Source organism: Brevibacterium sp. AGC70 (genome assembly GCF_057334195.1).
The window spans coordinates 439,987-461,314 of the sequence record NZ_JBHFIH010000018.1 but is presented as its reverse complement, the minus strand read 5'-3'; the positions used below and the strand labels follow the sequence as shown (position 1 = coordinate 461,314).

The 21,328-nt window shown below is 62.1% G+C and carries 18 protein-coding genes; 10 read left to right on the top strand and 8 right to left on the bottom strand.

The window, feature by feature from the left end; translation table 11 throughout:
* Positions 1 to 113 precede the first annotated feature (113 nt).
* Positions 114 to 794, top strand: coding sequence for a GntR family transcriptional regulator (locus ACE03M_RS17460; protein ID WP_186293208.1), 681 nt, complete (start codon positions 114 to 116; stop codon positions 792 to 794).
* 73 nt (positions 795 to 867) lie between these two features.
* Here ACE03M_RS17460 and ACE03M_RS17455 read toward each other — a convergent pair whose 3' ends face one another.
* Positions 868 to 2,589: a PucR family transcriptional regulator gene (locus ACE03M_RS17455; RefSeq protein ID WP_485935306.1), complete on the bottom strand. Its 1,722-nt coding sequence runs from the start codon at positions 2,587 to 2,589 to the stop codon at positions 868 to 870.
* Positions 2,590 to 2,770: 181 nt separating this feature from the next.
* On the opposite strand from ACE03M_RS17455, the gene ACE03M_RS17450 reads away from it, so the two are divergent.
* The 3 genes from ACE03M_RS17450 to ACE03M_RS17440 are packed head-to-tail and all read left to right on the top strand — an operon-like array spanning position 2,771 to position 6,455.
* A complete protein-coding gene (locus ACE03M_RS17450; protein ID WP_485935353.1) occupies positions 2,771 to 3,784 on the top strand; it encodes an ABC transporter permease in 1,014 nt (337 codons plus the stop codon).
* Entirely contained in the window at positions 3,781 to 5,679 is a 1,899-nt protein-coding gene (locus ACE03M_RS17445; protein WP_485935305.1) for a dipeptide/oligopeptide/nickel ABC transporter permease/ATP-binding protein, read from the top strand. The genes ACE03M_RS17450 and ACE03M_RS17445 overlap by 4 nt, the downstream gene beginning before the upstream one ends.
* Positions 5,676 to 6,455: an ABC transporter ATP-binding protein gene (locus tag ACE03M_RS17440; RefSeq protein ID WP_485935304.1), complete on the top strand. Its 780-nt coding sequence runs from the start codon at positions 5,676 to 5,678 to the stop codon at positions 6,453 to 6,455. The genes ACE03M_RS17445 and ACE03M_RS17440 overlap by 4 nt, the downstream gene beginning before the upstream one ends.
* 168 nt (positions 6,456 to 6,623) lie before the next feature.
* On the opposite strand, the gene ACE03M_RS17435 is transcribed toward ACE03M_RS17440, so the two are convergent.
* From ACE03M_RS17435 to ACE03M_RS17425, 3 genes are read right to left on the bottom strand one after another with little or no spacing between them, the layout of a single operon-like run.
* Entirely contained in the window at positions 6,624 to 8,561 is a 1,938-nt protein-coding gene (locus ACE03M_RS17435) for a S9 family peptidase (protein WP_485935303.1), read from the bottom strand.
* Positions 8,558 to 9,685, bottom strand: coding sequence for an o-succinylbenzoate synthase (menC, locus tag ACE03M_RS17430; RefSeq protein WP_485935302.1), 1,128 nt, complete (start codon positions 9,683 to 9,685; stop codon positions 8,558 to 8,560). Before menC ends, ACE03M_RS17435 begins: the two co-directional genes overlap by 4 nt.
* A 36-nt stretch (positions 9,686 to 9,721) precedes the next feature.
* Complete coding sequence (locus ACE03M_RS17425; RefSeq protein ID WP_101584098.1) at positions 9,722 to 10,570, bottom strand: GNAT family N-acetyltransferase; 849 nt, start codon at positions 10,568 to 10,570, stop codon at positions 9,722 to 9,724.
* 229 nt (positions 10,571 to 10,799) lie between these two features.
* Between ACE03M_RS17425 and ACE03M_RS17420 the strand changes: the two genes are divergently transcribed.
* The 4 genes from ACE03M_RS17420 to ACE03M_RS17405 are packed head-to-tail and all read left to right on the top strand — an operon-like array spanning position 10,800 to position 16,327.
* A complete protein-coding gene (locus ACE03M_RS17420; RefSeq protein WP_485935301.1) occupies positions 10,800 to 11,714 on the top strand; it encodes a serine hydrolase in 915 nt (304 codons plus the stop codon).
* A 10-nt stretch (positions 11,715 to 11,724) separates the two neighbouring features.
* A complete protein-coding gene (locus ACE03M_RS17415; protein WP_485935300.1) occupies positions 11,725 to 13,326 on the top strand; it encodes an ABC transporter substrate-binding protein in 1,602 nt (533 codons plus the stop codon).
* 50 nt (positions 13,327 to 13,376) lie between these two features.
* A complete protein-coding gene (locus tag ACE03M_RS17410; RefSeq protein WP_485935299.1) occupies positions 13,377 to 14,852 on the top strand; it encodes a serine hydrolase domain-containing protein in 1,476 nt (491 codons plus the stop codon).
* Positions 14,849 to 16,327, top strand: a complete 1,479-nt coding sequence (locus ACE03M_RS17405; protein WP_485935298.1) for an amidohydrolase family protein — start codon at positions 14,849 to 14,851, stop codon at positions 16,325 to 16,327. The genes ACE03M_RS17410 and ACE03M_RS17405 overlap by 4 nt, the downstream gene beginning before the upstream one ends.
* Positions 16,328 to 16,646: 319 nt before the next feature.
* On the opposite strand, the gene ACE03M_RS17400 is transcribed toward ACE03M_RS17405, so the two are convergent.
* Genes ACE03M_RS17400 through ACE03M_RS17390 form a run of 3 tightly spaced genes read right to left on the bottom strand, consistent with a single transcriptional unit; the run spans position 16,647 to position 19,121 of the window.
* Positions 16,647 to 18,059 carry a dihydrolipoyl dehydrogenase family protein gene (locus ACE03M_RS17400; RefSeq protein WP_485935297.1) on the bottom strand — a complete coding sequence of 471 codons (1,413 nt, stop codon included), beginning with the start codon at positions 18,057 to 18,059 and terminating at the stop codon, positions 16,647 to 16,649.
* Complete coding sequence (locus ACE03M_RS17395) at positions 18,056 to 18,658, bottom strand: hypothetical protein (protein ID WP_222103679.1); 603 nt, start codon at positions 18,656 to 18,658, stop codon at positions 18,056 to 18,058. Before ACE03M_RS17395 ends, ACE03M_RS17400 begins: the two co-directional genes overlap by 4 nt.
* A gap of 31 nt (positions 18,659 to 18,689) precedes the next feature.
* Positions 18,690 to 19,121: an Ohr family peroxiredoxin gene (locus ACE03M_RS17390; protein WP_143924120.1), complete on the bottom strand. Its 432-nt coding sequence runs from the start codon at positions 19,119 to 19,121 to the stop codon at positions 18,690 to 18,692.
* A gap of 119 nt (positions 19,122 to 19,240) precedes the next feature.
* Between ACE03M_RS17390 and ACE03M_RS17385 the strand changes: the two genes are divergently transcribed.
* Complete coding sequence (locus ACE03M_RS17385; protein ID WP_485935296.1) at positions 19,241 to 19,834, top strand: TetR/AcrR family transcriptional regulator; 594 nt, start codon at positions 19,241 to 19,243, stop codon at positions 19,832 to 19,834.
* Positions 19,835 to 19,879: 45 nt separating this feature from the next.
* Here the strand turns inward: ACE03M_RS17385 and ACE03M_RS17380 are convergent, their stop codons facing one another.
* Positions 19,880 to 20,626 carry an SDR family NAD(P)-dependent oxidoreductase gene (locus ACE03M_RS17380; protein ID WP_485935295.1) on the bottom strand — a complete coding sequence of 249 codons (747 nt, stop codon included), beginning with the start codon at positions 20,624 to 20,626 and terminating at the stop codon, positions 19,880 to 19,882.
* 101 nt (positions 20,627 to 20,727) lie between these two features.
* Between ACE03M_RS17380 and ACE03M_RS17375 the strand changes: the two genes are divergently transcribed.
* The gene (locus tag ACE03M_RS17375) at positions 20,728 to 21,327 is read left to right on the top strand and encodes a TetR/AcrR family transcriptional regulator (RefSeq protein WP_485935294.1); all 600 of its coding nucleotides are present in this window, start codon (positions 20,728 to 20,730) and stop codon (positions 21,325 to 21,327) included.
* The last annotated feature ends 1 nt before the right edge of the window (position 21,328 follow it).

The window sequence follows — 21,328 nt, the reverse complement described above, 5'->3', positions numbered from 1 at the left end:
AGAATGCATTATTAACGATAGAATCTATTGATCGGGATAGACTCATCAAGTCAGACGTGACGATCGTAAGCACGTGTAGTGAGAGCGACGAGCAGAACGAAGGAAAACGGCAGATGGATCAAGAGTCGGCTTCAACGAAGCGTGACATGATCGTCCTCGGCCTGCGCAGGAAGATCCTCGGCCGCGAACTCGAACGCGGCGAACGCCTGCGCCAGGACCAAGTGGCAGAATGGTTCAGCGCCTCGATCACCCCGGTCCGTGAAGCCCTGCGGATTCTCGAGTCCGAAGGCCTTGTGTCCTCCGAGGCTCACCGCGGTGTCCGTGTCGCCGGCGTCGACATCGACCGGCTCAAGTCTCTGTTCATCACCCGCAAGCTCACCGAGACCTTCGCTATCGCTCGCGCGACGACAAGGATCTCCCGTCACGAGCTGCGCCAGGCAGAGAAGCTCCTCGAGGCCCTGGACTCCGCCAGCGAGGAGGGCGATGCAATGGGACGCAATACCCGCAACGAGGAGTTCCACTTCTTCTTCTACGACCGGTGCGGACTGCCTGCCCTGCGTGATGACATCGCGACCCGGTGGCGAGCCTTCCCATGGGACCTCACTCTTGACAGCTCGGACCGTCTCAATCAGGTCCACAGTGAGCACCAGGCCATCGTCGATGCCGTGAAACGAATCGATCCGGATGCTGCGGCGACCCACCTCGGCGATCACATCACGAACGGTTTCCTCCGCCTGGCCGAGTCAACGACGGGTGAGCCGATCGCCGACCCCTTCGACTTCGACGCGGACTGAGCACAGATCCGGTGAGGAGAGCCAAGTCTGCTGTGAATCGAGACAGATCAGGTCCCTCCCGCTTTGAGCTCCTTCATGATCCTGCGTGCGTCTCCGCATCTCCCGAAGCCAGTTGCGGATCTATCCGCAACAGGAGCTGGGCGGCGAATCGCGCATCCGGATCCTCGAGATCCAAATCGGCGATCTCTGCCAGGCGCCGCAGTCGATATCGCAGAGTATTCGCATGGACGTGGAGAAGATCGGCTGCTTTGCTGACATCGCCCATGCAGGCCAACCAGGTATCGAGAGTCAGCACGAAGTCGGTGTGATTGCTCAAGTCGTAGTCATGCAGTCTGTGCACTGGTCCGGTCAATTGATCATGACGCAGTGACACCTGGTCGCGCAGGTCCAGCAACAGCGAATCGACATAGACTCGTGAAAGCACAGCCACCGAAACACTGCGGTCTCCACGGTCAAGGCAGACGCGCAGAGCTCGACGCGCGCCCTCTCTCGCGCTGAGCAGGTCCCGCGAATCCGTGACGATCGGTCCGATCCCGCCGCAGACCCTGACACGAGTTCCCACCCGGGCAACTAGGTCGTTGACCAACCTCTGCGTCTGAGCCTCCCCGGCGTCTACGTCGTTGACCGGAAGTATCCCGAAGATTGTGCCGCCCAGGCGCGCCGCACTTGCCTGCGGGCGCACCGCGGCTAGGTAGACGTTGATGGCGTCGGCGATCCTCTGAGTCTCGATGGCTTCGTCCAATTGCGAACTCTCGTCCGGGTCGACTCCGAGCGCGAAGACCGCGATCGGAGACGATTCGACGCCCAGCTTTCGGATCGCGTACCCGGCACCGTCCCCGCCCTCGAGCGCGGTGGCGAGGAGGTCGGCCCTCAGCCGGCGATCCAGTCCGTCACCTGCTCGAAGCCTGAGCATGTGCAAGGCTGCGATCTTGGCCATGTCCTTCAGTATCTGCGCCCGCTCCTCGTCGATCTCATCGGGCAGGGCTGCCCAAACTGAGCCGAGAATCTCTCCCCCGGCACGGACCGCGATCGCCACACGGTTCTTGATCTCGACCCCGTCGACATCGAGTCTGATTGATACCGGATCAGTCGAGGAATACAACCTGGTGAAGAACCCGGCAGACTGCAGCCTGCGCGTGTATTCGACGGGTACCTGCCTGTCGAGGATCGTTTCGATACGTGGGCCATCCGCGGCGTCCTGACCCGAGGAGAAGGCGAGAACCCGGGAATTGCGATCCTCGATGGTAATCGGGGCACCCAGCAGCGAGCCGATCGCATTCGCTACTGCGAAGAGGTCCCCGCCGGGGAGCCCATCAATAGTTTCAGTGTCATCGACCCCGCGCGGATCGACGAGCAGAGAATTGATGAGATTGCTCAGCTGCGTCCACGAAGCTCCGGACACCAGGGTGAACACGCAGATCCCGTGTCCATAAGCGGCCCGGGAGAGCGGCTCCAACACTTCCCCCGGTCCTCGCACGATGAGTACACGCGCGCCCGCTGCCGCCATGCTTCCCAGACATCGCCGGATATCGGCGGAATCAGCAAGACCGATGCCCAAGACGATCGACCCGGCGGGAATGATCTGATCATCGTGGGGGTCGAAGGCAACCACGCCGGTCACCGCTTGATGAGGCTCAGCGATTGTGGTGAGCGGATTGAGCAGAGTGGAACCGAGGTCATCGAGGATTCGTTCGAGGGTCAGTTGTGAGGACAGCCGCGGCAGAGGGGAACGCAGAGATGAGGATCCGGGCGACGTTTGGGTGAGACGCACATGTGTGGGGAAATCAGGCACCATCGATTCATCCTAGCGGCAGACGCCGGCTCTCTGCCGCTCGTTGGTCACTTGGACAAGTCGCCCATCGGATCGCTGGGGGATTCGACGAAGTGGTGCCGGTCATCACATTGGAATACTCGAGACTGGAGGTACTCACCAACTCAACGAGGAGGTTGGAGTGACAGGACAATCACCCTTGACCGTGCAAACAGCCCCCGGCCAAGCACCACCGGGCCACGCCGCACCCACACGGGCATCGGCTCTCGTCGGGCATCCGATGACGATGTACCTGCTGCGGAGATTCGGATACATCCTCATATCCCTGTTCGTCCTGGTCACGATCTCTTTCCTGCTCGTACAACTGATACCCGGTGACCCGGCCCGAGCCTCGGCGGGGGAAGCCGCTCCCCCCGAAGCAGTGGAGGCCAGAAGGGTCGAGCTCGGCCTCAACAAACCTCTGATCATCCAATACCTGGCGTTCTGGAGAGGTCTCTTCTCCGGGGACCTCGGAGACTCGATCAGCCTGCGCATTCCAGTCATCGATGTCATCACCGGGAGGGCACCGGCAACACTGGAGCTCGCCTTCATCGCCGTGGCGATAGCGCTGGTCGTGGCAGTGTGTCTCGGGCTCATGTTCGGTGCCCTCACTCGTTCCGGCAAACGGCACGGCACCGAGATCGGATTCACCTCCGTCACCGCGGTCGTCGCCGTGATTCCAGAGTTCCTGGCCGGTATCATTCTCGTCTATCTCTTCGCTGTGAGCTTCGATCTTCTGCCTGTGGCCGGGCGGACCGGTCCCGCTTCCTATGTACTGCCGGTCATCGCACTGGCGATCGGGCCTACAGCGGCGCTGACCAGGATCGTTCGAGCTGAGAGCCTGACAGTTCTGCGACAGGACTACATCCGCACCGCGCGCTCGAAGCGAATGTCATCGATCCGCCTGTACGGCAAACATGTGCTGCCCAATTTGCTGACCTCGACCCTGACGATCTCCGGTCTGCTCCTGGGTGGAATGATCGCCGGGACTGTGTTGGTCGAAAGCATCTTCGCCTGGCCGGGGCTCGGTGGAGTCATCGTCGATTCCATACAGGGCAAGGACTATCCGCTCATCCAGGCGATCGTCATCTTCTACGGTCTCGTCGTTCTGCTCATCAACCTAGTCGTCGATATCGCTCTGATTCTGCTTGATCCCCGAACCACATTGGATGCAGCATGACTACTTCCCGCAGACTTATCGCTTCCCTGCGCACACCATTAGGAATGCTCGCCCTCCTGGCGTGCGCGGCGCTCTTGTTCCTCGTCGTCCTGGGACCTGTGATCTGGGGGACCTCAGCCGCCGCCACCGACACCTCCAAAATCGCCACCGGAGCGAGTCCGGAGCATCCGTTCGGCACCGACGGCAGCGGCCGCGATATCCTCCTGCGCACGCTCGTCGCCGCCCGCCTTTCCGTGACGATGGCGCTGGCAGCCACAGCAGTCGGCGTCAGCGTCGGAATCGTCGTCGGACTGCTGCCATTCATCCTGGGCGGCCGATTCGGTCAGTGGATTGTCGCGGGCATCAATATCGGTGTGGCCTTCCCCGGGCTTCTGCTGGCCATCTCCTTTTCGGTGATTCTTGGTCAAAGCGGGCTCGCCGCTACCCTGGCGATCGCCATTGCCATGGTCCCCTCATATGGTCGGCTCACCCACAACCTTGGAGCCTCGGTGTGGGGCCGTGATTTCATCTCCGCGGCCCATGTTCTCGGTGTGCCGGTCTGGAAGACGGTGCTGCGTCATGTCCTGCCCAATGTCCGAGACCCGCTCATAGTCAATGCCGCGGTCACCTCGGGCAATGCACTGGTCTCGTTCGCCGGTCTGTCGTTTCTGGGCCTCGGCATACAGGTGCCTCACTACGACTGGGGGCGGATGCTCAGCGAGGGCATGAGCCGGATCTTCGTGAACCCTGCGGCAGCTCTGGTTCCGGGAATAGCAATCATTCTTGCGGGACTCACCTTCGTGCTCCTCGGCGAGGTGCTGGGCGCCGCGCTGGGCACCGGAGCCCGCAGTTCGGTCATCGCCAAGTTCCGCCGACGTCAGAAGGCCCGGGAGGCAGTTCTCGAATCTCCCGCCTCCTCCACCCTCTCTCTGTCAGAGGACGCGGTGTACTCCGTGCGCAATCTGCGAGTCAGCGCATCTGGGCATCATGGAGAACCGAACGACCTCGTCAAAGGTGTGTCCTTTGACATCGGCCGGGGCGAGATCGTTGGCATCGTCGGCGAATCCGGTTCCGGCAAGAGCCTGACGCTCATGTCGCTGGCAGGGCTCATCGAGTCCCCACTGTATGTGAGTGCCGATTCCGCTCACTTCGACGGAGAGGACCTCACAATCAGGGCCGATGGACACCCCGCACGTTTGGACCGCCATTTCGGTGAGAAGCTGGCCATGGTTTTCCAGGACCCCATGGCGTCACTCAATCCTGCCCTCCATGTCGGTGGTCAGGTCGCCGAAACTGGTCTCCTGCACTTGGGGCTGAGCCGCGCCCAGGCCCGTGATCGCGCGATCGAGCGCCTGGAAGATGTCCGCATCCCCGACGCCCGCCGTCGTTACGGGCAGTATCCGCACGAGTTCTCCGGCGGAATGCGTCAGCGCGCAATGATCGCTGCCGGACTCATGGGTTCTCCTTCCCTCATCCTTGCCGATGAGCCGACCACTGCTCTCGACGTCACGGTTCAAGCGGAGATTCTCGCCCTCCTGCGTCAGATCAATGCAGATGTGGGGACATCGATCGTCTTCGTCTCCCACGACATCGCCGTCGTCACGTCGCTGTGTACACGTGTTCTCGTGATGTACCGGGGCCATCTGGTGGAGAACATTTCCGCAGAAGCTCTGCGTGCAGGTCACGCAGAGCACCCCTACACCCGGGCTCTGCTGGCAACGGTTCCCACCATGTCGACACCCCGTGATGTGCCGCTGCCGTCGATCCCCGATGGCACGGACTTCCTCGCCGAGGCGGATCAGCAGGAACGGTCCGATGCGGAATGTGCCCCCGGCCCGGAGGCCTCCTCGACAACCAATTCAGTGTCGGGGACCCCCGCGGCATCTGCACCCATCTTCGAGGAGGAGTCACGATGACCCGAGCACTGAGTTTCGATTCCGTGAGTATCAGCTACGGTCGCGGGGCAAACACATTCACAGCCGTCGATTCGGTCAGTCTGCGCCTAGTTCCCGGGGAGATCCTCGGGCTCGTCGGGGAATCAGGCTCTGGCAAATCAACCCTGGCCAGAGCCGCTGTCGGTCTGACTGAACCAGCGGCAGGACACATCCGCCTCGGAGACACTGTGATCTCAAACGCCACGGGAACGGCGGTGAAGGAACGCAGACGCATTCAGATGGTCTTCCAGGATCCCCAATCCTGCTTCGATCCTCGCCGGACGATTGGCGAATCCCTCGACGAGGCAATCGTCGCGGCTCATCGCAGAGAGAACGAACCTCGCCCCTCAACACGGTCGCGTGCCGCCCGTGTGAGCGAACTTCTCAACTCCGTGTCACTACCGGCCGATCGCGCCGCCAGTATGCCGGCTGAACTCTCGGGTGGTCAGCGGCAGCGGGTGGCAGTGGCCCGATCCATCGCAGCCAAACCCGAAGTCATCCTGGCTGACGAGATCACCTCGGCTCTCGATGTCTCGGTCCAGGGCACGGTACTCAATCTGCTGCGAGAACTGCAACAGGAGCTCGGGTTCTCACTGCTTTTCATCAGCCACAACCTGGCGGTCGTTCGGGCAATCTGCGAACGAGTCGCGGTGATGAGAGGGGGACGACTGGTGGAAGTGGGCGAAACCCTCGACATCATGGAGTCTCCGAAGCAGGAATATACGCGCGAACTCATCGCCGCCGTCCCCTCATTGTGAGCGACGTCCTCCCCTCCGCCTGCGTGGAGCCATCCCCACTCCGAGCGGCGTCCTCCCCGTATATGTGCGGAGTCGCCCCCCTCCTCCTGAGCAGCGCCGGGAGACAGCAGCGCGCCCGGTGCCCCAGGACATTAGGGCCAGGGGCACCTAGCGTCCGCAACGGACAGATCAGGCAGAAGGAGTGTGCGTCCTCACCCATTCGATGACCCGTTGGTTGTAGTCTCGGCGGTGCGTCACAGGTCCGTTGAGAATGAACACATGCGAGCTCTGCGGGTAGACGACGAGCCTGGTCTCAACTCCATTCCCCCGGATCCTCGAATACCACAGCTCCGCTTGGTCGACGGGGCAGCGCTGATCCTCCTGACCGTGGAGAATGAGTGTGGGCATAGCGACCCGGTCCACGTGATGGATGGGCGAGAGATGGTCGAAGGCCTGCGAACCGAACTCAACCTCGCACAGGTGCGGCCCCATATCGCTGGTGGCTGCGAACATGTCCAGATCGCAGATGAGCCCTCCAGGAACGGCCGCAGTGAAGCGTTCAGGATGCTTCGATGTCAGCCAACAGGTCATGTAACCGCCGTAGCTGTATCCGGTGACGGCAACCCGATCCGAGTCGACCAGGCCCTCTTCGATCAAGGCGTCGAGCGGTTCGAGGAAGTCCTTCTCATCGGCCTCGCCCCATGCGCCTCGGGTAGCTTTCAGGAACCGGGAACCATAGCCATCGGAGGCCCGTGGATTGAGAGTGAGGATGTTCCACCCCTCCGCTGCCAGCACCTGATGGTAGATATGTGCGATGTCAGCGACTCCGGTCCAGGCATTGTGCGGGCCGCCATGAATGTCGAGCAGCGTGGGCGCTGGCCCTTCCGTCGACTCGGCACGCAACAGCCATCCGTGGACCTCGAAGCCATCGGAGATGGAAAATCTCAAACTCCTCGGCCGGATGAAAGCGGCGTCGGGAATGTCCTCGTCCCAGAAATGCGTCAGCTCGCGCACCTCACCCGATTCGACGTCGAGCGCCATGATCTCACCAGGTCGATCAGCATCAGACACTCGCATCACGGCAACGGTGCCGACCACATCGAGGCCGCTGATAACCGCGGTCGCAGAAATTGGGTGGTGGAGAACCTCCACTCCCCCGCCAGCGCCCCGCGGTGCGTCGAGGTCGATCGACACCAGTATGCTGCGCCCCCTTTCACGCACGCAGAAATAGAGACGAGCGTCCTCACCGAAGACTGGAGCACCCCCGGGGTATCCGGACCCACCGCCCATCACCCCGAGATCAAGGTCATCGGTGAGCATCGTGATCCTTGAGGTGTCCAGATCAAGCCGGGTCAGCCTGGGCAGTTCGATACCCGGAACCATCTGACCGATCGCGATCACGGCGGTGCTCTCGGGCGTCCACACCAGTGGCCCACTCAGGCTGTGCGCGGCCCAGGGGAAACGCAGGCTTCTGGTCACAGCATCGGTGTCGACGAGGCCGATCTCCTGCGCCGGCACTCGCGCTGAGGCGGTGGCGCGGGTGCGCACGAATGCCAGCATGCGTCCATCCGGTGACCACTTCGGGTCAGTGCTGTTGCCATCGGTGAGGATGTCCGTGCTGTCTCCACCGCCGACTGGAATTAGCCGGATTCGGCTGCGTGCCGTTCCGATCCATCCCAGACCATCGATCTTATGAGCAGGTTCGCCATCAACCACCAGCGCAGCCCGAGGCTCCGTTGGTTCCTCGTCGACAAGGCAGGGCAGCGCTATCGTGGTCCCGTCCGGAGAGAACACAGGGGTGCCGAGCGCCGCCAGTCCAGTGGTGTGAATGGTGACCTCACCGCCGCTTACCGGGACCAGGCAGAGATCGGAGCTGCCGGCGTTCGCTCTGAGGAATGCGACCATCGTCCCATCCGGAGACAGTGCGGGCGCGGTGTCATTGTGCCCGGATGTCAACGACCGGGCAGGTCCTACGCTGGTCAGGGGCAAGACGCGCAGTTCCGATACGCTTGGCCCTTCCACCGGGTGCCGTGCGGCGACGATGAGCACGCCATCGCCTCCGAGCAGGATTCGCGCGGCCTGCGGATCGGTGATCCGGTTGAGAGTATCGAGGTCGGGGGCCTTCATGGCAGAGGCACCTCCTGCAGACGCGTCCGGTATCTCTCGACCTTCGCCCTATCGACCTCTATGCCCATGCCCGGCCCGCGGGGCACATCGACGATGCCGTCGTGCATTCTGATCGTAGTGGTTGTGATGTCTTCGGCGAAGAAGCGGTCCGAGCCGGAGATATCACCCGGCAGAGTGAACCCGTCGAGGGCGGCGAGCGCAGCATTCGCGGCGCGTCCCAGTCCGGTCTCCAGCATGCCTCCGCACCACACTGCGATGCCGTTGGCCACGGCGAGATCGTGGATCTTGCGGGCGGCGAGATATCCGCCTACACGGCCGGGTTTGATGTTGATGATATCGACAGCACCGAAAGCGATGGCATCCGCTGCAGCTTCCGGGGAGTCAATGGATTCATCAAGGCAGATGGGTGTGCGAAGAGTTGATCTCAGCAAGGAATGCTGCCTCAGATCGGCTTCACCCAAAGGCTGCTCGATGAGGAGGAGTCCGTAATCATCGAGTTTGGCCAACGTGGTGGCATCGGCCAGTGTGTATGCGGCATTCGCATCAACCTGGAAAAGGAGATCATCGCCGAATTCCTTTCGCACAGCCGCCACCGGAGCGATATCGGCGCCCGGCTGAATCTTCAGTTTGATCCGTGCATAGCCTTCGTCGACGTATCTGCCGATCACCCGCACGGTTTCGACGGTGGACTCCTGGATGCCGACAGAGACGCCGGACGGAACCGTGGTCCGCACGGCTCCGAGATAGTCGTGGAGCGATCGATCCTGTGATCTCAAAGCGGCGTCGAGGATCGCCATCTCCATCGAGGCCTTCGCCATGGGCTGACCGATGACATGGGACAACAGGCTCGACACTCGTTCTGGATTGAGGTCTTCTCTCTCGGCGAGCACCGGTGCCAGCCAACGCATGACCACCTCGGCGGCGCCGTCAAGGTGCTCTGCGGAATAGAAGGGCCGGTCCAGGGCCACGTTCTCGCCCCACCCTGTGACGGAGCGTCCATCCTCGGTCTCGACCTGCGCTTCGATGAGGAAGCAACGTTTATGGGTTTGGGTCATAAAGGAGGTGGTGAACGGTGAGACCAAGGGCAGCTCAAGGTGGTGGATACGCAGAGTTCTCAGTTTCATTAGGGTCCTCTCTCAATATTGGTGAGCGGTTGATGGTCACGGGCGGCGCAGCACATACTGACCGTGGTGGGGACTGTGGCGGGAGAATCCGACGACTCGCCAGTTGTTGCCGAGCAGATCGGTGAAGGCGTCCCGGGTGACCAGGCGCCACGCATGTGCTCGGACCGGGTCCTCCTGCCGCAGTGCCTCGATGTCCCACGGAACGGCGATGCTCACGGCGTCGACTCCGACTGTGGGCGGGACGTAGAGAGACGGTGTCCCTCCCCTGTCCTCGATCGCCGAGGTGATGCCTGCGTCAGTCTCAAACGTCGGCGCGGTGGGATCGCAGGTGAGATCCCAGAGGATGAGCATTCGGTCCGAGAGTTCTCCGGCGTTGATCGAGTCTGTCATCTGACCGTAGAAATTCTGGAGGTATTCGACCGGGATCGCTCCGAGGCGTCCGATATTGAAGTAGGCGTTGCGACACACCAAAGGGTCATAGGTCCAGGTCATCTCCACGATTCCTTTCTCCAGACACCACGCTCGCTGCCGCAGCTTGATCGCATGCCCGAACCCACGTCCTGCAGAGCCTGGGAGAAAGCCGACGATGTGGGAGTGGAACGGAGATCTGGCCGGACCGCAGAAACCCACGGCGGCTCCGACCGCCTCGGCACCTAGGCGGGCCAGGAACACCGGGTTGCCGGCATGCGACATGGCGGTAAGCGCCGAATGGTCGATGATCGGTGCTCCCGGTGTCTTCCAGATCCGGGAAAAGATTTCCACGACCGTTCGCAGATCCTGAGGATCACGGACCTCCTGGATATCGAGGCCAAGCTCCGCACATCGCGCATCTGCCATGAATTCGGCCTCGAGCACGACGGACCGTGGAGGAGCCAGACGATTCATACTGTGTCCTTTCACCGTAGGAAACTGTGCTCCCAGCATTTCGTGTGTACGTGGCCGCGCACATCGGCGGATCGGAGCAGGGTTCGTGTCTGCGATTGTCGGGAACGACAAAACCGCCTCGTCGCCTACTCCAGCCGCCGAGGGCCCTGTCGACTTGGACGAAACAGGTATCGCATCTTTGTCCTGAACTCCGAAGCCGACCCCCGGTGCCTTTGAGGAAGATGAGAATATGATCCTCGACACAGTGATCGGACGACTCGAAGATGAGCTGGGCATCACCTCTTTTGTCCATGCCCGCGACCTTGATCAGGTCCACGGCTCGCATGAAGGCTCCGGAGTCGGAGCCAGAGAAGCAGAGCCCGTAGTCACCGCCAGCGTGTTCAAGCTCCCGGTGCTCGTAGAAGCCTGCATCCGAATGAGCACTGGCAGCATCCCGGGCGATTATCGGATCAGCCTGAATCCGGACGATTTTCCTGTGCAGGGTGGGACCGGACTGGCGGTCTTCACCGATTCGGTGTCCGTGTCCTTCCGAGACCTCTGCCTGTCGATGATGACCGTCTCGGACAATCGCGCCACCGATGTCGTCATGAACATCCTCGGCCGCACCTCCATCAATGCACGGATGCGAGAGCTTGGACTGACTTCCACCGTGCTCGAAGGAGACTGCCAATATCTCTTTGACACAGCGGCTGCCGATCTGGCATCCCTGGAGCCTCCGGTGGCCTACGATGCAGAAGGTTCCAGCGAGGCTTGGTCGGAGACTCGAACCCTAGATCCGGATCGAACGAACCGTTCAACTCCAGCCGAGACGACGGCACTGCTCGCCGCGCTGTGGAACGAGGTGGGCATACCCGCTGCCGCCTGCACAGAGGCCAGGCGAATCCTGGGGCTGCAGGTGTGGCCACATCGTCTGCGACGGGGATTCGGCGACGAGGTGTCCGTGAGCGGAAAGACCGGAACCCTGCCTTTCATCCGCAATGAGTCCGGGGTCGTCGAGTTCCCGGAAGGCGACAGATACGCCGTGGCTGTCTTCCTACGTACCCCTTCGTCCCTGTCGATCAATCCCAGATACGACGACGCCATCGCCGACCTCGCTGCTGCTGCAGTTACTGATCTTCGCTCGGTTCGAAAACTCACTCAATGAAGAGGACATCATGAAGAAACGCTTGCTCGCCGCCGTTGCCGGACTCTGCGCACTCACCCTCACCGCCTGCGGTGGAGGTGGCGGAAGCGGAGCCTCAAACGGTGAAGGAGACCCCGTCATCGACGGCACCCTCAAGGTTGCCGTCAATGAGGATCCTGGCAATCTGTTCCGACACGTAAATACCTCGGCGACTCTCAGCTATGTCTATCCCTGGGCCTACGAATCCCCCGTCTACTTCGACGATGATGGCGAGCCCCAGGGGTGGCTGGCGGAGAAGTGGGAAGAGACTCCGACATCGCTGAGCTTCACCATTCGCGAGGGAATCACTTGCGAGGACGGGTCACAATTGACAGCCGAGACCGTGGCGAACAATTACCGGTGGATCCTCGATCCCAAGAACTCATCCAGCTTCAAGGGCCTCGTCGTCCCAGCCGATGCGACTGTGAAAGAGGACGAGGACGCACGGACCGTGACCGTCACGACGAAATCTCCCAATTCCTTCCTCCTGCCCCAGATGGGAATCCAACCGATCTACTGTCAAAGTGCCTTGGATGATCCGAAGAGTGTGGAGACCGCCACGAACGGCACCGGCATGTACTCGCTCAAGCAGGCGGTTCCCGGAGATCACTACACCTTTGAACGTCGAGATGATTACAACTGGGGTCCCGAAGGTTCTCCGACAGGAAAGACACCCGGCGTGCCCAAAGAAGTCGAGATCAGCATCGTCGACAATCCGAGTACTCGCGCCAACCAGCTCATGTCCGGCGAACTGAATATCGCCGCGGTGCAGGGTCCCGATGAGGAACGTGTGGCCTCCACCCTCCAACCGTTCTACCAAGACGACCTCATCACCGGCGGATTCGCCTACAGTCAAGCCAAGAGCGCGCCGACAGCCGATGAGAACGTGCGCATCGCCCTCACCGAGGCTCTCGACCTCGACGCGCTCATGCAGGTCCAAACGGCAGGCCAGGGCAAACGCGCCGAACGACTGGCAGTGCTCAAACCGACGATCTGCACCTATGATGCGGCAACCACTAATCTGCCGAAGTCCGATATCGCCGATGCTGAATCACGACTCGATGCGGCCGGCTGGAAGAAGGGGTCAGACGGCAAACGCAGCAAGGACGGGAAGCCTCTGACTCTCGATTTCGGATGGTACACGCGTTGGCCCGAAACCTCGTCGACAGCCGAACTCATGGCCGAGCAATGGTCGAAGATCGGCGTCGGAGTGAAGCACCACGGTACGGATGCAGGCGCCTTCCTCGAGAAGATCAATTCGCCCGGCGCCGCCGAGGATTTTGATGTGATCTGGTTGGCCTCGAACTACTCGGTGCCCAATGTGCTCGCGACCTTCGTCTCCGGCCAAGCACCGCCCAAAGGATCCAACTACGCCAGCATCTCCAACCCACAATTCGACAAAGAAGTGAAGGAAGCATCGAAACTCAGTGGCAAAGAGGCCTGCGGCAGCTGGGAGAAGGCAGAGGCCTCGATGTACCAGTCTGCGGATTATGTTCCCTTTGCCGTGCGACCGGATATCACCTTCGGCCAAGGCGTGAAGAACTCACTGGGCCAGGGCTGGACGAACGTCAACGGCATCACCTTGGTCGAATGAGACGACGCTCGACTCAACAGCAATATGATGGCAATGCAAAGGAGCACCACATGACAGCCCGACTTGATCCACAGATCTTCGATCCCACCCGGTGGGAGGGAATCCTCGCCGATGTCGCTCGCAGGCACCAGGTGCCGGGGATCGTGGCAGGCGTTCTGCACGTCGATCCCACCAGCGATACGGAGCAGCGGTTCGTCGCAGCCGCCGGGGTCTCGAACCTGCGCACGGGCGTGGAGACCGATCGGTCCACGCTGTGTCAGATCGGATCGATCACCAAACTGCTGACGTCGACGATGATCATGCAGCTCGTGGACGAGGGGAAGCTGACCCTCTCCACCTCGGTCTCTGAGGTCCTCCCCGACCTGAGATTGGCCGACCTAGATCCCGCCGAACTCACCGTTGCTCATCTGCTCACGCACACCTCGGGCATCGACGGCGACCTCTTCACCGACACTGGCCGCGGAGGCGACTGCGTGGAGAAATACATCGCCACACTGTCCGAGGCGAAGTCCCTGTTCAGCCCGGGCGAGGGATTCTCCTACTGCAATTCCGGCTTTGTCATCGCCGGCCGCATCATCGAGGTCATCGACGAGGTCACGTGGGATCAAGCCTTGGACATCAGGATCTGTCAGCGGTTGGGCATTGAGCATATGTTCACCCTGGCCGAAGACATCATCTCCCACCGACATCAGCATGGACATGTCGTGGTGCCGGGCACCCGAGCTTGGGCTCCTGCACCGGTCTCACAGATCACTAGATCCATGGGTCCCGCCGGACTTGTCACTTGCAGCGCAGACGATCTGCTCAGTTTCGGTGCCGCAATCCTGCGCTCGGGACAGACGAGCACTGGGGTGCCGATCCTCAGCGAAGCCTCCGCTTCGCTTATGGCCGAGCCCCAGCACACTCTCATCGATCAAGCCGCCAGCACCGCACCTCAGTGGGGGCTGGGGTGGATGCTTGATGAGTGGGAGGGTCAGAAGCTCCAGTGGCATGGCGGTACGACCATCGGCAACAACGCCTGGTTCCAGGTCCTGCCGGAGGCCGGTCTCGTGTTCGTCGTCTTCTGCAACGGCGGAGTCGCACCGCACGCCGCGCCCGAAGTCTACGGAGCCTTCGCCCGCACCTTCGCAGGGATCGATGCTCCGCCGGCCCACCACCCCCGATCGATCCCGGACACATTCACGATCCCCGAGGTCCACCTCGGCGAATATGCCGATGCCAGCACCACTCTCACAGTTATGAAAACCGAAGACGGTACCTACCAGGCACGAATCGGCAGCTCACTCGGCGAAGGTAATGACAACCCACCGCAGACGATGAATCTGTATCCTTCCGAGTCCGACACATTTGTCCTGGGTCGGCCCGATGGCCTCAGTGCATGGTCACCCTTGGCCTTTGCCGACGTCGGTGGCCGAGAGGTCGCCTATGTAGGCATCCGCTGCCTGCCACGTGCCGAAATCGCTATGCCAGTAAACGGAACATCGGCGAAGCCAGCCGCAAAACAAGCCACGGAGGCCGGCGTATGAAACCGACGATCATCTTCACCGGCGGACGGTACATCGACCCCGCCAGCAAGGTCGATGAGATCACCGATGTGCTCATCAAGGACGGTCGCATCGCCGAGCTGGGGTCTGGTCTGCGTCATGTTGATGCCGAGGTCGTCGATGCCACCGGTCTCATCATCGGCCCGGGCTTCATCGATCTCCACTCCCACGTGAATTCCATTGCCGGGCAGCGCCTGCAGGCCATGGACGGTGTGACGACTGCACTCGAACTCGAGGCCGGTTTGCTCCCCGTGGAACGCGCCTACACTCAAGCCGCGGAGGAGGGGCGCCCGCTGCACTATGGGTTCTCCGCATCGTGGGGTATGGCGCGAGCTGCGGTGCTGTCCGATCTGCACTTCGACGCGGATCTGGTCAGCGGCCTGTCCATGCTCGCTGATCCTCATTGGCAAGCCGACTCAAGTCCCGCTCAACTCACTCAGTGGCTGGGACTCCTGGAGACGGAACTGGAAGCCGGGGCTCTGGGCATCGGGATTCTGCAGGGGTACGCTCCCCGCACCGATCCACGCGAGTATCTCGCAGTGAACGAACTGGCGGCCAGGGCCGGGACACCGACGTTCACCCACGTGCGGGAGATCACCGAATCGGACCCGACGACTCCATTCGACGGTACCGAGGAGGCTGCCAGGGCTGCAATGGAGTTCGGCGGTCAGGTGCACCACTGCCACGTCAACAGCACCTCACGCCGACACATCGATCGAGTACTGTCCACCATCGACCGTGCACAGGAAGGCGGGGCGAAGTTCAGCGTAGAGGCCTATCCATACGGGGCCGGCAGCACCGGGATCGGTGCGGCCTTTCTGGCTCCGGAGAGGCTGCCAGCCTGGGAGCTGACTCCCAGCAGTATCATTCTGGTCACCACGGGAGAGCGCATCCGCGATGAAGCTCATCTCCGTCATGTGCGAGACGCGGATCCAGGAGCCGCATGCATCGTCGAGTACCTCGATGAGGATAACGATGCGGATCGGGACCTGCTGGCGAGGTCACTGGCGTTTCCCGATAGCATCGTCGCTTCCGATGCAATGCATGTGACTTGGCCCGATGGTTCCACGGACACCCGTCAGTGGCCGTTGCCTCCCGGCGGTCGGACCCATCCGCGCACGGCGGGCACATATGCTCGGTCGTTGAGAATGATGGTCATCGATCATGAGGTGTGGACGTGGATTGAAGCCTTTAGACGCTGCAGCCTGCTTCCGGCTCAGGTGCTCGAAGGGATGGTTCCCGCGATGCGCAGAAAAGGTCGAATCGGAATTGGGGATGATGCCGATGTCGTCGTCATTGACCCTGCAACGCTGCGTGATCAGGCGACGTATATCGACAGCACCCGCCCGTCGAAGGGCGTCACTCATCTGCTGGTCGACGGCCAGTTCCTGGTCCGTGATTCCCAGCTCGTGCTCGATTCATACTCAGGGCAGGGTCTTCGCGCTAAAATTTGGTGATCATCTTCGCCCTGCCTGGCTGGCGAGATCGCCGAAACCACGGACTATATCTGGAGTCACAACCACCGAGCGACCCAACCTAGGTTGACGGCGAGCGGACTCCACTGCCTGGCCGCGTCAACGACGGGTGAGCCGAGCTTCGACCCGCTCGACGTCGACGTGGCTGGAGCAGCCGACAACAGCGAGTGCGCCCCCGGTTCAAGAGCGTGCCGAATTTCTCAAGTAATTCGAACCGGGGGTGTAAGCATCGTGGCACCAATCGTGTGATCGACCGCGTTTAAGCCCGGCTGACCGCACCCATCCCATAACCAACCGCAGCTCAGCTTGGTCTGCCGTAGGTCTCGAGGAGCCGGAGCCACACCTCGCTGATGGTGGGATACGAGGGCACTGCATGCCAGAGACGGTCGAGTGTCACTTCACCGACGATCGCGATCGTCGCCGAATGCAGAAGGTCCGCGACGTCCTGACCGACAAATGTTGCGCCGACGATGAGATGACGCTGCTCGTCGATGACGAGCTTCGCGCGCCCGGTGTAACCGTCGGCGTGGAGGCTTGCGCCGGCCACCGAACCGAGATCGAATTCGACTGTCCTGATCCCGATTCCTGCTTCGCGGGCCTGCGCCTCCGTGAGCCCGACAGCCGCAACCTCGGGGTCGGTGAACACGACGCGAGGCACAGCATGGTGGTCGGCGGTGGCGACGTGTCGCCCCCACACCTCCACCGACAGCGGGGTGCCGTTGGCACGAGCGGCGATGGCCTCACCCGCGGCACGAGCCTGATATTTGCCTTGATGGGTCAGCAGTGCACGCCCGTTGACATCACCGACGGCGTAGAGCCAATCGGTGCCCTCGACGAGCATCGTGTCATCGACATTCAACTTGGCCTCGATGCCCACGACGTCTAGCCCCAGTCCACTGGTCGCAGGCCGCCGTCCGGTCGAGACGAGCATCTCCTCAGCCTGCAGGGTCGTGCCGTCCTCGAACGCAACGGTGATGCTTCCGTCACTCTCCCGGTCGACGCGCACGGGTGATGGGCCGATGCGCACATCGACGCCTTCGTTCTCGAGTGCCGCGGCGACGTGCTCACCGACGAACGGTTCTTCCCGGCCGAGCAGGGCTTCACGGGAGAGCACGGTGACCTCGGTACCGAGCGCGGAGAAGGCGAAGGCCATCTCGGAGCCGGCGACGCCGCCGCCGAGGATGATCAGACTCTGCGGCACATGGTCGGCAGCGGTGATTTCGCGGGTCCCCCACGCTCGAGACTCAGCAATCCCCGGAATCGGCGGGATGACCGGGACCGATCCGGTGGCCAACGCGACTGCCCCAACCGTGTAGACACGGTCTCCGACCTTCACCCGGCCGGTTCCGTCCAATGCGCCGAATCCGCGGATCAGATCGATGCCGGCAGACTCGAGCCAGCCGACCTGACCGTCGTCCTTCCAGTTGTCGGTGAACGCAGTGCGTCGAGCGAGCACGGCGTCTGCATCCAGCCCACCGGTGATTGCTTCGCGGGCGCCAGGGACGCGGCGGGCGGCGCGGATCGCGTGTCCGCTGCGCAGCAATGCCTTCGACGGCATGCAGGCCCAATACGAGCACTCGCCGCCGACCAATTCGGACTCAACGATTGCCACACGCAGACCTTGCTGGGTGGCACTGCCGGCGACGTTCTCGCCGACAGCTCCACCGCCGATGACGATCAGGTCGTAGTCGACTTCGGTGTTTTCCTGGCTCATGCGCTCTGTCCCTTCAGTTTCACGCTCAGTCGGATAGCCGAGACGAGGAAGAAGATCGCGCCGAGGCTTGCGTATCCGGCCGCGCCTGAAATCATGCCGCTGCCCTGGAGTCCCTGGAATAGGAATCCGGCACCGGCGAAGACCGAGATGCCGCCCGAGAGCATCTGTGCGACCTGGCCGCCGTTGCGGCGGTTGCGAATCGCGGCGATCAGCTGCGGGACACCGACGATGATCGCCCACACGCCCCAGACCGCAAGAGCTGCGGGGATCGCGATCGAGGATGAGACGCCGAGGGCGATCGCAATCGCGACGCTGATGACGACATTGAGCCATTCGACAGTCTTCGAGCGCTGCTTATCCGGGTCTGCCCGCAGCTGCCACAGCACCGCAGCGGCGTCGAAGACGGGGTAGATGACGAGGAGGACTGTCAACAGCGGGGTCGGGTCGGTGGCCTTGGCGGCGGTGGCGAACATGATCCCCACCCAGACGGCGGCGAAGGCGAAGCGGACGAAGTACAGCTTGCGCAGCGAACGGCTATAGGCCGCCGAGGTGTCAGATTGCACGTCCGTGGACTGTGCTGCGGTGGATTGCGTGGTCATTGTTCTGCTCCTGGTGATTTCGCGTGGTCGCTCAGGCGACGGTGGTGGTGAGGGTGACGGGAATATTGCCGCGGGTCGCGTTCGAGTAGGGGCACACCTGGTGCGCAGCGGCCACGAGCGCCTCAGCGGCGTCCTGGGCGATGCCGCCTCCAATGTGCACACGCATCGTGGCGTTGAGGACCAAGTTGCCGTCGTCGGTCTTCGTCAGCGACACATCCGCGGTGACAGTGGAATCGGTCACGGGCGTCTTCTGCTGCGCAGCGACCATCTTCAGGGCTGAGTGGAAGCACGATGACCATCCGGCTGCGAAGAGCTGCTCGGGGTTTGTCGCGCCGCCGGGGCCGCCCATCGAAGTGGGAGTGGCCAGAGTGATGTCAAGCAGGCCGTCGTCGGTGACCGCGCGGCCTCCCGCGCGGCCCTCGCCGGTCGAGGTGGCGGTGGTGGTGTAGAGCGTGGCGGACATGCGGTGTCTCCTTTCGGATGATGATGCGAACTAAGTAGAGTTACTAGTTCGTCTACTTCAATAATGTAGACTACTTCGTATACCGACGCAAGCAGCACAGACGAATTCGGAGAAAACGGATGCCACAGAAGGCCTCAGGAAGCACTCGCAGCAGATCGGGTCCCGCCACGCGTGAACGCATTCTTCAGGCCGCGAATGAGATGTTCTACTCGCACGGGATCCGCGGCACGAGCGCGGATCGCATCATTGCGCAGGTGGGCATCACGAAAGTCACCTTCTATCGCCACTTCCCCACGAAAAGCGACCTCGTCGTCGCCTATCTGCAGCAGCAGGCAGCCGGAGAGCGCGCATGGTTCTCCTCGATGCGCCAGGTCGAGGATCCGGAAGGCTCGCTGCATGCGATCGCCGAGGGTGTCGGCACGGCGAGCTGCAGCCCGGGGTTTCGGGGCTGCGCGTTCATCAACGCCGCCGCAGAGTTCGCAGACCCGCAGGATCCGGTGCGTGCGGTCGTCGATGAGCATCGGCAGTGGATGCTTGACGAGTTCGCCTCAATCGCGACCGAGGCCGGGGCCTCAGATGCCGGCCTCACGGCCCAGCAGCTCATGATCCTGCGCGACGGTGCAATGGTCAACGGCTATCTCGGCGAATCTGCGTCCGTCACAGCGGCACTCTCCACCGCATTCGCCTCGGTGATCGCCGCAGCGAACCTCTGAACCGAGCCCAGAGGGGCATCCACGATCACTGTTGAGGCGAACCTGTTACGCACGGTACCCGCCGTCGATGTTGAGCACCGTGCCCGTGACGTAGGACGCTTCCGGGCTGGCGAGGAAGACAACACCCGCAGCAATCTCCTCTGGCCTGGCGTATCTGCCGATCGCCGTCGTGGAGAGGAACATGGGTGCGGCAGCACTGTCGGCAGGGTTCATCTCTGTGTCGGTAAAGCCGACTTGGACCACGTTCACCGTGATTCCTCGGTGCGCGAGATCGCGCGCCGCGCCGCGACTGTAGCCCTCGAGAGCAGACTTGGACGCTGCATAGTCAGCCATCCCGGAGAAGCCTGTGCGCGTGGCAACTCCACTGCTGATGCTCACGATCCTCCCACCCTCAGGCAAGATCGGGAACGCCGTTCTGATCGCTGCGACTGGACCGGTGTAGTTCACCGCGAACTGGTGGTCGATACTGGACTCATCGACATCCTCGCTATCGATAAGGGCTGGAGCACTGACGCCCGCATTATTGACCAGGATGTCGAGGCGCCCGAAATGTTCCTTCACGCCGTGGATGAGACCTGCCGCCTGCGCTGCATCAGCCTGGTCGGCGCGAAAGGCTGCCGCGCGCACTCCTTTCGCCTCCAGATCAGCGACCACTGCCTTGGCGCGATCCGCCGAGAATGAGTAGCTGATCGCGACATCAGCTCCTTCATCAGCCAGCGCCCGGGCCGATGCTGCCCCGATCCCTCGTGATCCGCCCGTGACGATCGCTACCTTGCCATTCAGCTTTCCCATGATCTCCCTGCCTCCATTTCGATTCACGCCGCCATTCTTGACCGCTCAGTCCACAATAGAGAGTTCTGGACCATTGAGTCAAGAACACGTACGCTGGGGCCATGGCACGTCCACGAGCATTCGACGAGAAGCAGATACTGGATGCGGCTCAGGAGCAGTTCTGGGACGCAGGCTACGCCGCGACCTCGATGGAGGACCTGATGCAGGTCAGCGGGCTGGGCAAGGGCAGCATCTACGCGGCATTCGGCGACAAGCGTCAACTCTTCCTCCGAGCGCTGCGGAGCTACATCGACAGCAATCATGAGAATCTTCGGAAAGTCCTGGGCGAGACTCCACAAGCGATCAGTGCTCTGCGAACGCTGCTCGAGGCGCCGGTCGACGAGGGGGACGACTCCGGTGTTCGGCGCGGTTGCCTGCTGGCCAATAGCACCTCCGAGCTGGGCAATGCCGACCCGGAGGTTCTCACCCTCGCTCATGCGACCTACGAAACATCGACTGAACTTATCGCCGATTGCATTTCCCGTGCCCAGAACGAGGGGGATCTGCCAATCGAATCGGACGCGACTACGCTGGCACGCGCCATTCTCACCGCTCAACAAGGAATCGTGTACATGAGTAGGACGGGACTGAGCACGGCCGCGCTCAAGGCCACTTCCCGGTCACTCGCAGATCACCTTCTGCCAGCCCGTTCCAGCGACTGAA